The sequence below is a fragment of the Exiguobacterium oxidotolerans JCM 12280 genome (assembly GCF_000702625.1).
Taxonomy (GTDB): Bacteria; Bacillota; Bacilli; order Exiguobacteriales; family Exiguobacteriaceae; genus Exiguobacterium_A; species Exiguobacterium_A oxidotolerans.
Map to the genome: position 1 here is coordinate 2,690,294 of NZ_JNIS01000001.1, position 12,957 is coordinate 2,703,250.

12 protein-coding genes are annotated in these 12,957 nt (G+C 47.1%); all 12 read left to right on the top strand.

All coding sequences use genetic code 11. From position 1 onward, the window contains the following. Positions 1-9: 9 nt before the first annotated feature. The 12 genes from resB to P403_RS0113810 all read left to right on the top strand — a co-directional run bounded on the left by resB (position 10) and on the right by P403_RS0113810 (position 12,926). Complete coding sequence (resB, locus tag P403_RS0113755; RefSeq protein ID WP_235195224.1) at positions 10-1,548, top strand: cytochrome c biogenesis protein ResB; 1,539 nt, start codon at positions 10-12, stop codon at positions 1,546-1,548. Then, the gene (ccsB, locus tag P403_RS0113760; protein WP_029333176.1) at positions 1,545-2,711 is read left to right on the top strand and encodes a c-type cytochrome biogenesis protein CcsB; all 1,167 of its coding nucleotides are present in this window, start codon (positions 1,545-1,547) and stop codon (positions 2,709-2,711) included. Before resB ends, ccsB begins: the two co-directional genes overlap by 4 nt. Positions 2,712-2,932: 221 nt before the next feature. After that, complete coding sequence (locus P403_RS0113765; RefSeq protein ID WP_029333177.1) at positions 2,933-3,649, top strand: response regulator transcription factor; 717 nt, start codon at positions 2,933-2,935, stop codon at positions 3,647-3,649. A gap of 2 nt (positions 3,650-3,651) precedes the next feature. Next, positions 3,652-5,379 (top strand): sensor histidine kinase, encoded by a 1,728-nt coding sequence (locus P403_RS0113770; RefSeq protein ID WP_029333178.1) that lies wholly within the window; start codon positions 3,652-3,654, stop codon positions 5,377-5,379. A gap of 117 nt (positions 5,380-5,496) precedes the next feature. Then, positions 5,497-5,958 (top strand): cob(I)yrinic acid a,c-diamide adenosyltransferase, encoded by a 462-nt coding sequence (locus P403_RS16140; RefSeq protein WP_420805700.1) that lies wholly within the window; start codon positions 5,497-5,499, stop codon positions 5,956-5,958. After that, positions 5,959-7,212 (top strand): EF-P 5-aminopentanol modification-associated protein YfmF, encoded by a 1,254-nt coding sequence (yfmF, locus tag P403_RS0113780; RefSeq protein ID WP_029333179.1) that lies wholly within the window; start codon positions 5,959-5,961, stop codon positions 7,210-7,212. Continuing rightward, on the top strand, positions 7,212-8,480 hold the full coding sequence (yfmH, locus tag P403_RS0113785) for an EF-P 5-aminopentanol modification-associated protein YfmH (protein ID WP_029333180.1): 1,269 nt from the start codon (positions 7,212-7,214) through the stop codon (positions 8,478-8,480). Before yfmF ends, yfmH begins: the two co-directional genes overlap by 1 nt. Positions 8,481-8,483: 3 nt before the next feature. Then, positions 8,484-9,188 carry an elongation factor P 5-aminopentanone reductase gene (ymfI, locus tag P403_RS0113790; protein ID WP_029333181.1) on the top strand — a complete coding sequence of 235 codons (705 nt, stop codon included), beginning with the start codon at positions 8,484-8,486 and terminating at the stop codon, positions 9,186-9,188. Between the two features lie 93 nt (positions 9,189-9,281). Next, entirely contained in the window at positions 9,282-10,061 is a 780-nt protein-coding gene (locus tag P403_RS0113795; protein WP_029333182.1) for a DUF3388 domain-containing protein, read from the top strand. A gap of 31 nt (positions 10,062-10,092) precedes the next feature. Then, positions 10,093-10,989 (top strand): helix-turn-helix domain-containing protein, encoded by an 897-nt coding sequence (locus tag P403_RS0113800; protein WP_029333183.1) that lies wholly within the window; start codon positions 10,093-10,095, stop codon positions 10,987-10,989. 46 nt (positions 10,990-11,035) lie between these two features. Beyond that, positions 11,036-11,614, top strand: a complete 579-nt coding sequence (gene pgsA / locus P403_RS0113805) for a CDP-diacylglycerol--glycerol-3-phosphate 3-phosphatidyltransferase (RefSeq protein ID WP_029333184.1) — start codon at positions 11,036-11,038, stop codon at positions 11,612-11,614. Between the two features lie 70 nt (positions 11,615-11,684). Then, positions 11,685-12,926 carry a competence/damage-inducible protein A gene (locus P403_RS0113810; RefSeq protein WP_029333185.1) on the top strand — a complete coding sequence of 414 codons (1,242 nt, stop codon included), beginning with the start codon at positions 11,685-11,687 and terminating at the stop codon, positions 12,924-12,926. Positions 12,927-12,957: the final 31 nt, after the last annotated feature.

The following is a 12,957-nucleotide window of genomic DNA, read 5'->3' on the forward strand; positions in this document are numbered from 1 at the left end:
GAATTGATGATGCAGGAATATAAGCAACTGGACATGCGTTATGAAGAAGCAGAGCTTCGTTCAAAACGAAAAAAACAGTCGTGGATTGACCGAACATGGACATTCTTCTCTTCCGTCAAAGTCGGACTGTGGTTGATTGGCTTAATCATCCTCGCAAGTGGTGTCGGGACGATTTTCCCGCAGGAAATGTATATCCCGCAAGCGACACCACCAGAAGAATTTTATGGTAAAGAATATGGTACGGCAGGCGATATCTACTATGCATTAGGATTTCATAATCTCTTTGAATCGTGGTGGTACATCGGACTGATCACCTTATTACTTTTATCCATCATCATCGTATCGATCGACCGCTTCTTCCCGCTCTATCGAGCGTTGAAGAAACAACCGGTCATCCAGTCTGACCGTTTTATGGGCGGTCAGCGATTTGGCGCTGAGACGGCTGGAACGGTAAAACAAATCGACGCGATTGAGCCGTTGTTAAAAAAGAAAGGCTATAAAATCCGTCGACAGGACGGCGCTTTATTAGCAGAAAAACAACGGTTTGGACGTTGGGGTCCATACATCAATCACATCGGACTTGTTTTATTCTTTGGTGGAGCGATGTTACGGATTGTACCAGGGATGCATGAAGATGAGTTGCTATGGCTTCGTGAAGGTGAAACGTTGCCGATCGAAGCGACGGACAACGAGTACTACCTTGAAAACAATGCCTTCAATATCGAATTTTATGACCCGGAAAAGGTCGACGCGAAATTTAGTGAAGCGCTGAAACGAGCGGGTGGTAGTGTTCCGAAAAACTACGATACGAAAATGACGTTGTATAAAAAGACGGGTATGACGGATGATTTTAAACCGGATCTTGAAAAAGTAAAGTCAGGTGAAACGGCCGTTAACCAACCGTTTGAATTTGAAAACTACCAAGTCTTCCAAGAACAATATGCGGCAGATCCTGAATTCAAAACGATGTCGTTTAATATCGAAAATCAAAAAACCGGCAAAGTTGTCGATACGATTAAAGTCGATTTACGAAACCCGGACGCGACGTATGAATTGAAGGATGGCTACGAAGTCGAGTTAAAAGACTTTTTACCGGACTTCGTCGTCAAAGACGGAAAACCGACGACGAATTCTTCACGCCCGGTCAATCCGGCATTCGTCTTTAACATCAAGTCACCGGAGCACCCGGAAGGCGAACGGAGTCTGATTGGGATTAAGCTCAATGTCGGCGGGGACGAAAATCAATACAAGATGGGCTTTGCCGGGACTGAACTGTCGAACATCTCGGGAGTGCGGATTAAAAAAGATTTGACGCTGCCGTTCCTGTTCGTCGGTGGGATCATCTTCATGGCAGGTCTCTTGATCGGCATGTACTGGCCGCATCGTCGCCTTTGGATTAGAGAAACAAACGGTCAGATTAAGATTGCAGGCTTTACGAACAAGAATGCGTTAGGGCTTCAAAAAGAAGCCAATCTCGCCTTGACAGAAGTAGGTCTTCCTCAACTAGAAGACCGGCAGAAGTTGCGGGAAGAGGGGGAATCAGAATGAATTTGCTTAACTTGAGTGGAAATTTACTGCTGACATCGTTTATCTTGTATCTCATCAGTACCGGATTTTTTGCGGTTGCGACGAGTGGGAAAAAGGGACCGAGCCGGTCAGGTAAGATTGCCTTTACGCTCGCGATTATTGGATTTGCGACACAACTTGGTTATTTCTTTACACGCTGGGCAGGAGCGGGGCACGTTCCTGTGTCGAACTTATATGAATATACGACATTCTTCGGGATGATGATGGTTCTTGGTTTTTTGATCGTCTACGGGATTTACCGGAACAACGTTTTAGGATTAGTCGCGATGCCGGTCGCTTTGCTCGTCATCGCCTATGCGTCGATGTTCCCGGATGAGGTCCAACCACTCATTCCGGCACTTCAAAGTGTCTGGTTGAAAATTCACGTCACGACAGCTGCACTTGGTGAAGGAATCCTCGCGGTTAGCTTCGCGACAGGGTTACTTTACTTGATTCACGCAACAGATTTCAGAAAAGAATCAAAAACACGGACGTGGCTTGAAGTCGTCATGTTTTCGTTAACATGCGTGGTCGGTTATATTCTTGTCGGATTGTTATTTAACGCGCTTTCGACGAATGCGACGATTGAATATGTTGCGAAAAACGGTGCGACGATGCAACACGACTATACAATGCCCGTGTTGACTGGTCCGGAAGGCGGAAAAGTCATTTCGGGATCGGGCGCAGTCGTCGAACTGCCGAACTTCTTGAACGCGAACAAAGTCAATACAGTTCTTTGGTCACTGATCGGTGGTCTCGTCTTGTACGTACTCCTTCGATTTGTCATCTTACGGAAGCGTCTTGCGGAAAGCTTAAAACCGATCGCCCGTAAAATCGACTTAGAAACAGCAGATGAAATCAGCTATCGCGCAATTGCGATCGGCTTACCGGTCTTCATCCTGGGCGGTTTGATTTTTGCGATGATTTGGGCACAGATGGCATGGAGCCGCTATTGGGGCTGGGACCCGAAAGAGGTTTGGGCATTGATTACGGCGTTATTCTACGTCTTCTACCTGCACATGCGCATTCAGCGTGGCTGGATTGGTAAAAAGTCAGCTTGGTTATGTGTTGGTGGGTTTGGGGTCATCATGTTCAACCTAGTATTCGTCAATCTCGTTGTCGCAGGTCTTCATTCTTACGCCTGACTAAAAAATGAAACAGGGAGTCACCGATCGATGAATGACATCGATTGGTGACTCCCTTTCTTCGTCCAGGCATCAAATGTTGGATTTTGAAGGAAACGTGAAATGAATCAATCACCCTTTCCGGTCTAACCGGTTAGGGAGGTTTTTTCTTTTTGTTTCATAGTATACTAAAAGAGTAGTAGGATAGAGAAGAGAGACTAGTTTATGGGAGGAATCAACCGATGTCAGAAGAAGCTCGTATTTTAGTCGTCGATGATGAAGAACGGATTCGACGCTTATTAAAGATGTACCTCGAACGGGAGAACTTTACGATTGAGGAAGCAGACAACGGCGAGATGGCGCTCGAAATGGCGCTTGAAACGGAATATGATGTCATTCTACTTGATTTGATGATGCCGAAGCTCGATGGTATGCAGGTCTGTGAAGAGTTGCGCAAAACAAAAGCGACGCCAATCGTCATGTTGACGGCAAAAGGGGAAGAAACGAATCGTGTTCATGGTTTCGAAATGGGAGCGGACGATTATATCGTTAAACCGTTCAGTCCACGCGAAGTCGTGCTTCGAGTCAAGGCCATCCTGCGACGTGCTAGCGCAACGAAGTTCTTGCACACGGATGCGAAAACGAAAGATGTTATCGTCTTTCCGCATCTGACGATTGATAATGATGCGCACCGCGTGACGGTCGAAGGGCAAGAAGTCAACTTGACGCCAAAAGAATATGAATTGCTCTACTTCCTCGCGAAGCAGACGGATAAAGTCTTTTCACGGGAACAGTTATTAAAAGAAGTCTGGAATTATGAATTCTTTGGTGATTTGCGGACGGTCGACACACACGTTAAACGATTGCGGGAAAAACTAAACCGCTTGTCACCGAACGCGGCTCAGATGATCACGACAGTCTGGGGCGTCGGTTACAAATTCGAGAATAGTCCTGCTTGACGATGAAGTGGTTACAGAGTGTCGTCATCAAATTATGGGGAACGATTTTACTGCTCGTTTCTGTCGTTTTAATTGCTTTGACGATTTTGTTACTCGAATTTTTTAACTCGTTTCACATTGAACAAGAACGAGGACATCTCGCAAAGCTAGGTCAACAAGTCGAGACCGTTTTCCAAGCGCACGATGGGCTAGAGGAAGGATCGGCGACCGCTGTCGAAATTACGGATATTTACGGGGCGACGTTGATTGCGACAACGAAGGGCGAAACGATTCAAACGAATATTTCAGAGGAAAAGGCACGACGTATGATCAAGGAGCTCGAGCGCCAGAACTGGAAAGCAGTTGATGGTGAAGAGGGCGAGACGGCGATTGGGAACTATGAAGTATTCAATGGCAAGGCAGCACTCGCTTATCGTGCTCCGCTCGTAACGTCAAGCGAGGCGGGAACGACGTATTTAATTGAAGAATTGACGAACATCGAACAGGCGAATGAAGGTGCAAGGCAGATCATTCAACTCTGCGTCCTGCTTGCAATCATCGGAACGACCGTGTTCGCCTTCTTCCTCTCGACGCGCATCACGGCACCACTGCGGACGATTCGTCAAGCTGTCGTCGAAGCCGGAGAAGGAAAGTTCGACCAAAGTCTGACGCAACGTTCACGCGATGAAATCGGGGACTTGGCGTTAGCTTTCAATGAAATGAGTAGCCAATTGAATCAATACGTCACGGATCTCGATAAAGAACGACATCTGTTGTCATCGATTTTACGCTGTATGGCAGATGGCGTCTTGACGTTCTCTGATTCCGGGGAGTTGCTCGCGACAAATCCGCCGGCAGAAGATTTTTTGGCAGGGGCACCGGTTCCGGAAGAACTGATTGATTTGTTCAAGACCGTCATGCGGACAGAGACGGAAATGACCGTTTCCTTTGAACGGGAAGGTCGTTATTACATTATTATTGTCAGTCCGTTACTTGAGCACGAAGAGCAGATTGGTGCTGTTGCCGTCTTACGGGACATGACAGAAGCGCAGCAGCTCGAGAAGATGCGCGCCGACTTCGTTGCGAACGTCAGTCATGAATTGCGGACACCGCTCGTCATGCTCCAAGGGTACTCGGAAGCGATTGTCGACGGGATGACGGAAAGCGATGAAGCGACAAAAGAATTTGCTTCAATCATTTACGATGAGTCGCAACGTCTATCGCGTCTCGTCAATGATTTACTCGATCTTGCCCGAATGGAGGCAGGTCATCAAGAGTTACGGATTGAACCGATGGAAGCTGTCCCGTTTGCAAAACGGATGATTAAAAAATTCAAGCAAATGGGACGCGACAAACGTGTATCGTTTGACGTCGTCGGCCCGAACGTTGAATTCGAAGCGGATCCTGATCAAATGGAGCAAGTGTTGACGAACTTACTCGGCAATGCGCTCCGTTACACCGAGGATGGGCAAATCGAGATTAACATTGCGGAAGATAGGGAAAACATATTCCTATCCGTGATTGATTCCGGTACAGGAATTCCGGAAGAAGATGTGCCGTTCGTTTTTGATCGTTTCTATAAGGCGGACAAAGCAAGGACGCGTGGCAAGACAGGGACAGGGATTGGTCTCGCGATTGTCGTGAACGTCGTTCGCTCGCATGAAGGGGAGGTCGAAGTCGAGAGCCAACTTGGCGAAGGCTCGACATTCCGAATTCGATTACCGAAAAAACAAAGGAAGCGAACTCTCTGATTCGCTTCCTTTCGCTATAGGAGTGAGAAAAATGAAGATTTATACAAAAACCGGGGATTCAGGGGAAACATCGCTCGTCGGTGGCCGCGTTAAAAAAATGATGTGCAAATCGATTTGATGGGTGAACTGGATGAACTGAACAGCTTCGTCGGCCTCGCACGGACAAAAGCAACTTCGATTGAAGTAAAAGAACAATTGATTGTCATTCAACATGCCTTGTTTGATTGTGGAAGTGACTTAATGTACGTCGAACAAAAAGAATCCCGCTTGAGTCAAACTGCGACAGAAGATCTCGAGAGTTGGATTGATAGTTTAACGGAATTATCTCCTCCGCTCGATAAGTTTATTTTGCCAGGCGGAACGGAAGCGGCGGCAAGCCTGCATGTTGCGCGAACGATTTGTCGACGGATTGAACGTTCGATGGTCGATGTCGATCAAGCTCGTCACCTCTTGCCATTCATCAATCGGCTGAGTGACTTTTTCTTTGCCGCAGCGCGTTATGAGAATGCAGTCAATCAAACAGCAGATATTGAATACCTTCGCAGTGCACATGTGTTTAAACGAAAGGATGGAGAGTAAATGAGTCAGTCATTCGAAACATGGAAAAAAGAGGGGACGACGTACCATCTCGTCCCGACCGATAAATTCAAGACAACGACCGTACTCGTCACATTTTCTGCACCACTTGAAGAAAAAACGCTGACGAGCCGGGCGATCTTACCGTACATCATGGAAAAATCGACAGCGGCCTATCCATCGATGAAGGCGCTACGTGAACCACTCGAAACCTTATATGATGCGGGACTTTATGCAGATGCTTCGAAATTCGGCGAAGAGCATGTTATTTCATTCCAACTCGATGTCGTCCGAGGCGATCTCGTGCGGCACGAGACGTTGCTTGAAGAGGCGCTTGATTTGCTCGAACAAATGATTTTCTATCCTGACTTAACCGAAGGCGGCTTCCGTGAACAGTTCGTCAAACAGGAAAAACGTCTCCATGCGTTACGGATCAGCTCACTTTATGATGATAAAATGCGTTTTGCCCAGCAGCGTCTTCTTGAGTTAATGGCCCCTGGAGAAGCCGTTTCACTGTCGTCACTCGGTACACTCGAAGGATTAGAGAAAATTACAACATCCTCCTTACGGGATACATATCGGTCGATGGTTGAAAACGACCGGATCGATGTTTTCGTCGTCGGTCATGTGACGCGTGACGAAATGGAAGAGGCATTATCCTTCTTGCCTTCGCACAGTGAAAAAACGAGTCATTATATCCCGGCCTTAAAACAAGTCGCTGGTGTGAAGCGTTCATCAGAGACACAACCAATCAAACAAGGAAAGTTACATTTAGGCTACCGTGTTGCAGTCGATCCGACATCTGCTGACTCGATTCGGATGCAAATCGTCAACGGTCTTTTCGGTGGATTCCCCCATTCGAAATTGTTCATGAATGTCCGGGAAAAAGAAAGTCTCGCGTATTATGCAGCATCGCGCTATGCGGCGTTGAATGGTGCATTATATGTCTATTCCGGTGTCGAAACTCAAAAAGCGGAACGGGCAGAAACAATCATCAAGGAACAGCTAGTCGATTTGAAAGCCGGAAACTTTACGGCTGAAGAGTTGACACAAACGAAAGCGATGCTCATCAATGCGCGTCGTCAAATTCTTGATCAACCCGGACAATTGATTGGCTGGTTGAACGGGTCGAAAATGCGTGGATTGACGCTAGAAGATGAAATTCATATCATCGAGACGGCGACGCGTGAAGACGTTGTTCGTCTAGCCGCTAAAATCGAACTAGAGGCAGTCTACTTATTGCGAGGTGAAGAATAATGGAACAGTTAACGTATCATGATACAGATGAAACGGTATTTTTCGAACAATTAGACAATGGCTTGTCTGTTTATTTACTTCAGAAAAAAGGCTATGAAAAAACGTATGCGACGTTTACGACCCGCTATGGTTCAATCGATAATCGTTTCAAAAAAGGTGAGGACTGGGTGAGCGTACCGGACGGGATTGCCCACTTCCTCGAGCATAAAATGTTTGAGTCTGAGCAAGGGGACGTCTTCCAAGAATTTGGTCGTCTCGGTGCATCAGCGAACGCCTTTACCTCATTCTCACGGACAGCGTATTTGTTTTCCGCGACATCACTGATCGAGCAGAATCTCGAAACATTGATTGATTTCGTTCAAGATCCTTACTTTACACCGGAGAGCGTCGAGAAAGAAAAAGGCATCATTACGCAAGAAATTCAGATGTACCAAGATAATCCTGGATGGCGTCTATTCTTCGGACTCATCGAATCGATGTACGCGAATCACCCGGTTCGGATCGACATCGCGGGTACACCGGAGTCGATTGACAAGATTACAGCCGATGATTTGTATACGTGTTACCGGACGTTTTATCATCCGTCGAACATGGTATTGTTCGTCGTCGGAAACATCAATCCTGCGGAAACACTCGAGTTGATCAAACAAAATCAAGCGAAAAAAGATTATACAGACCGTCCGGCAATCGAACGCGATTACGGCGTTGAACCGAAAGAAGTCGCACGTCCGCGATTCGAACTCGAGCTCGACGTCAAGACACCGAAAGTCTTGATTGGATATAAAGATGAATCACTTCGTGGCGAAGAACAAGTCCGCCGAGAAATGACGAGTGAGTTACTCCTACATCTCTTGTTTGATCAAACCTCTTCGACGTATCTCGATTTGTATGAAGAAGGGTTGATTGACGATACATTCAGTTTTGATTATTCGAGCGAAGAAGAATTTGCTTTTGCAACATTCGGGATGGAAACGGAAGATCCGGAACGTTTCATCGCAGCGTATGAGGAGCTTCTTACGAAGCGCCCCTCGTTCAGCGAGACGGAAGTCGTCCGGAAGCGGAATATGATGCAAGGAAAATTCTTACGGGCATTGAATTCGCCGGAATTTATCGCCAATCAGTTTTCACGTCATGCTTTAGCGGACACGAACATGTTTGCGTTGCCGACATTGATTGCTTCGATTACGAAAGAGGAAATTGAAGCACGTTTTGACGAATTGTTTGCGCTTGAGAACCGAGCGATTTCAATCGTCAAACCATATGTGTAACCGATGCGGATTTTTATTACAGGTGCCAGTGGTGCCATTGGTCTAGCGACAGCAAGACGCCTGGCAGCAGCCGGACATGAACTTGTCTTGCATACACATCAACGACAAACAGAGCTTGAACAATTTGTACAGGAGTTGCCTGTGACGACTGAAATCGTCGCAGGCGATTTGTCGAATCGGGAAAAGATTGCCTCTCTTTGTGAGGGTTTGCCACCAGTCGATGGTTTCGTCCATATCGCCGGGACGAGCTTTAGTGGGTTGTTAATCGATCAATCGACGAACTCAATTGAATCGATGATGACCTTGCACGTCGAATCGCTCATTCGCATCAGTCAGTTCTTGACGCACAAAAAACCATTCTCCGCACCGTTGTCGATCGTTGTCGTCAGCAGTGTCTTAGGTGAGTTCGGTGCAGCCGGAGAAGTCGTTTATTCGAGCTGTAAGGCGGCGCAACTTGGTTTCGTAAAAGCTTATAGCAAGGAACTAGGCGCAATGAACGGACGGATCAATGCCGTCACGCCTGGTTGGATTGATACGCCAATGAATGCCGTTTTTTCGAAGGAAGATCGCGTACAAGCCTTAGCGGAGATTCCGGCTGGTCGGTTCGGGACGGAAGAAGAAGTAGCCTCGGCTATCACATTTTTAATGGGGGAAGAGGCTGGATATATCTCGGGAGCCATTTTAAAAATTGATGGCGCGTGGATGTGATCGCTTGAGAATTGAGCGAGGAATGCTTTTCATTTTTCAAAAAATCATTTAACATGGGGAATGGATAACCGTATAGACGAGGAGGGCTAGCGAGTGGGTGAATTCGAACAGTGGTACCTTGAGTACGAATTGAATGTCGATCGTCCGGGGGTGCTTGGAGATATTGCTTCACTTATGGGGATGCTACATATCTCGATTGTCACGATCAATGGTGTTGATCGTGAGCGCCGCGGCATGTTACTTCAAACGAAACAGCCTGATCAAATACCGCGACTCGCAGCCATCTTAAAGACGATGTCGACGATTGAGATCGTCAAACTCCGGAAGCCGAAGTTGCGTGACCGGATTGCGATTCGTCATGGTCGTTATATCGACCATAGTAGTGATGAATTAAAAACATTCCGTTTTGTTCGAGAAGACTTAGGGATTCTCGTCGATTTCATGGCTGAACTATGTAAGCAGGATGGGCATCTGCTGATTGGTGTCCGTGGCATGCCACGGGTCGGGAAAACAGAATCGATCGTCGCAGCAAGTGTCAGCGCGAATAAGAAATGGTTGTTCTTATCGTCGACTTTAATCAAACAAACGGTCAGAACTTCGTTATTTGACGATGAACGGACGGGCGACTACGTCTACATCATCGATGCCCTTGTGTCCCAACGGCACTTTGATGAGCGCCATTGGCAAATTTTACGGGAAGTCATGCGTTTGCCAGCGACGAAAATCGTCGAACATCCGGATGCGTTCGTTAAGTCCAGTGAATACACGTGGGATGATTTCGATTACATCATTGAATTACGCAACACGACCGAAGAAATCATCGTGACCGAACCTCCACGTGCACTTGGCGGAAATGAATGGTTCAATTTTTAAATAAGTAATGAAAATGGAAGGTGTGTTACCGATGACCGAGCTCGGAACCTACTTAAAAGAACAACGTGAGACATTAGGCGTCTCGCTAGAACAAATTCAAAGCACGACTAAAATTCAAAAGCGCTATATCGTCGCGATTGAAGAAGGTGCCTACGATCAATTGCCTGGTGCTTTTTATGCACGTGCTTTCATCAAAACGTATGCCGAAGCACTCGGTCTGGACGTAGACGAAGTGTTTGAGACGTATAAAAGAGACTTGCCGGAACCTGAAGCACAACCGGTCGTCGAGTTGTCACGACGCGCAACCTATTCGAAGTCGACGGCTCCGAAAAAGAGTGTTGCCAAACGGTGGATTCCAAACATCATTATCATCCTGTTAATCTTTGCGATTGGTGTCGCACTTTACTATGCGTTGCAAAATTTCCTCGATTCGAGTGATAAAGCCAATACGGCAGCACCGAAACAGAGTGATGTGACGATTGACGAAGGAGACGCTCCGAGTCAGGAGACGGATGTTCCGGCAACGGAAGAGCCGAAAGAAGAACCAAAAGAAGAAGTAACAGAAGAACCGAAAGAGGAAGTCAAGAAGCCGTTAGTGGCGAAAACGACCTCTGGGCAAGATATCACATATGAAGTACCGGCGGATAAAACGATGGATGTCTCGATCAGCATCAAAAAAGATGCATCGCCGTCACCGTTTGTCGGAGTACGTGATACATCGCTTGAAGGAGAGGCGCTTGCGCCAGACCATATCAATGCGTCTGATCCGAACCCGGTCGTCGTCAAAGATGCGAAAACAGATTTGATTCGGATTCGCATCGGTTCAATTAAAGGCATCGATAAAATCGTCGTCAATGATCAGGAGCTCAAACTTAACCGTTCGCTCCTCGTTCAAAATATTTACTTGAAGAAAGTAGCTACGCCGTAAGACGGCATAGCTACTGATCTTACATAAAAAGGAGGAGGATACCAGAATGAACTTGCCTAATCAATTGACGGTATTACGTGTCTTGTTAATTCCTGTCTTTGTCGCAGTACTCGCCATCGACCCAAACTGGGGTCAATGGGACGTTCTCGGTGCCGAACTTCCGGTTTCTCATTTTGTTGCGGCGATGATTTTTTCAGTTGCTGCCATCACGGACTGGTTGGATGGTTACTTGGCACGTAAAAATAAGTTAGTCACGAATTTCGGAAAGTTTATGGATCCACTCGCTGATAAGATGTTAGTCGCAGCTGCACTCGTGTACCTTGTAGAGCTCGATTTCGTTGCAGCTTGGGTCGTCGTCATCATTCTCTGCCGTGAGTTTGCCGTGACAGGGCTTCGTCTTGTCGCATCAGACGAAGGAATCGTCTTAGCAGCCGGAAACTCAGGTAAGGCGAAGACGTGGGTTCAACTGACGTCAATCATCGCGTTCTTGCTCCACGACATCGGATTCGCATTACTCAATATCCCGTTTGCTGAAATCACGATGTGGCTGGCGTTAATCTTAACGATTTATTCAGGCGCTGAATATTTCTCGAAAAACATTAAATTAATTACGAAATCGATGTAACTTATCTCAAACAAGGCTGTTCGCTAAATCGGACAGTCTTTTTATATACTTTTGAAAGCGGGGAATAAAGATGAAAGCAGAAATCATAGCAGTCGGAAGTGAACTATTATTGGGAGAAATCGCCAATACGAATGCACAGTACCTCTCGGAATGGCTCGCGAGTTGCGGCATTGATGTCCATTATCATAGTGTCGTCGGCGATAATGAGGCGCGGATGACGGACGTCTTCAAACAGGCACAAGCACGTGCCGACCTCCTCGTCATCACGGGGGGACTAGGACCGACAGAAGATGATTTAACGAAAGAAGTGCTCGCTAAGCTACTCGGACGTCGTCTTCAAGTCGACGAAGTCGCGTACAGCCGGATTGAAGGTTTTTTGAAAACACGTGGTCGTATGATGACCGATAATGAAAAAAAACAGGCGCTGGTCATTGAAGGGGCAGATGTCCTTTCGAACGGTGCAGGTCTCGCGCCAGGGATGTCGCTGAAGACGGCTGACCACCAATATATCTTATTACCAGGTGTCCCGCGGGAAATGAAGCAAATCATCGCCGATCATTTTGATCATTTGTTTGGACAGGAGACGATCAAATCGAGAACACTTCGCTTTTTCGGAATCGGTGAATCGGCACTGAACGACCGATTGACGGATTTGATTCGTTCGTCGCAAAACCCATCGATCGCACCGTACGCGGAACTTGCTGAAGTCCGGTTACGTCTGACGGCGAAAGCAGCGCAGGAACAAGTTGCCATCGAGATGCTTGATGGACTCGAACGACTTGTCCTTGCGGAAGTCGAGGATTACTTTTATGGCTATGGTGAAACGAGTTTACCGGAAGTCGTCTTACGGACTTGTGAAGAGGCAGGCGTGACGCTTGCGGCAGCGGAGTCTTTAACAGGAGGAGCCTTTGCGAGCGGTTTGACTGACATTGCGGGAGCAAGCAACAGCTTTCGTGGGGGTGCCGTCGTCTATGACGATGCAGCGAAGCGTAACCTATTAAGCGTTAGCGAAACCTTGCTGCGCGAACAAACGGCCGTCAGCGCTGACGTCGCGATTGCGATGGCTGAAGGAGCGAGACGTCTCTATCAATCGAATCTTGCTATTGCGTTGACAGGGGAAGCGGGACCGACGAGTAATAGTGGAAAAGCAGTCGGAACGGTCTATTGCGCCCTAGCAACACCGGACGGAACGGAGGTCGTTGAATTTACCTACCCAGCATTCGACCGTGGTATGATTAGATTACGTTCTGTAAAAGATGCGTACTTCCTTCTGTTGAAATACCTTAAGAAAATTGCCGTTCAACCGAAATAAGAATAATTCCAAGTATGCGAATAAATGTTCG

Coding starts and splice junctions, on each gene's coding strand:
- resB (WP_235195224.1), top strand. CDS start 10: ATGCAGGAATATAAGCAACTGGACATGCGTTATGAAGAAGCAGAGCTT.
- ccsB (WP_029333176.1), top strand. CDS start 1,545: ATGAATTTGCTTAACTTGAGTGGAAATTTACTGCTGACATCGTTTATC.
- P403_RS0113765 (WP_029333177.1), top strand. CDS start 2,933: ATGTCAGAAGAAGCTCGTATTTTAGTCGTCGATGATGAAGAACGGATT.
- P403_RS0113770 (WP_029333178.1), top strand. CDS start 3,652: ATGAAGTGGTTACAGAGTGTCGTCATCAAATTATGGGGAACGATTTTA.
- P403_RS16140 (WP_420805700.1), top strand. CDS start 5,497: ATGGGTGAACTGGATGAACTGAACAGCTTCGTCGGCCTCGCACGGACA.
- yfmF (WP_029333179.1), top strand. CDS start 5,959: ATGAGTCAGTCATTCGAAACATGGAAAAAAGAGGGGACGACGTACCAT.
- yfmH (WP_029333180.1), top strand. CDS start 7,212: ATGGAACAGTTAACGTATCATGATACAGATGAAACGGTATTTTTCGAA.
- ymfI (WP_029333181.1), top strand. CDS start 8,484: ATGCGGATTTTTATTACAGGTGCCAGTGGTGCCATTGGTCTAGCGACA.
- P403_RS0113800 (WP_029333183.1), top strand. CDS start 10,093: ATGACCGAGCTCGGAACCTACTTAAAAGAACAACGTGAGACATTAGGC.
- pgsA (WP_029333184.1), top strand. CDS start 11,036: ATGAACTTGCCTAATCAATTGACGGTATTACGTGTCTTGTTAATTCCT.
- P403_RS0113810 (WP_029333185.1), top strand. CDS start 11,685: ATGAAAGCAGAAATCATAGCAGTCGGAAGTGAACTATTATTGGGAGAA.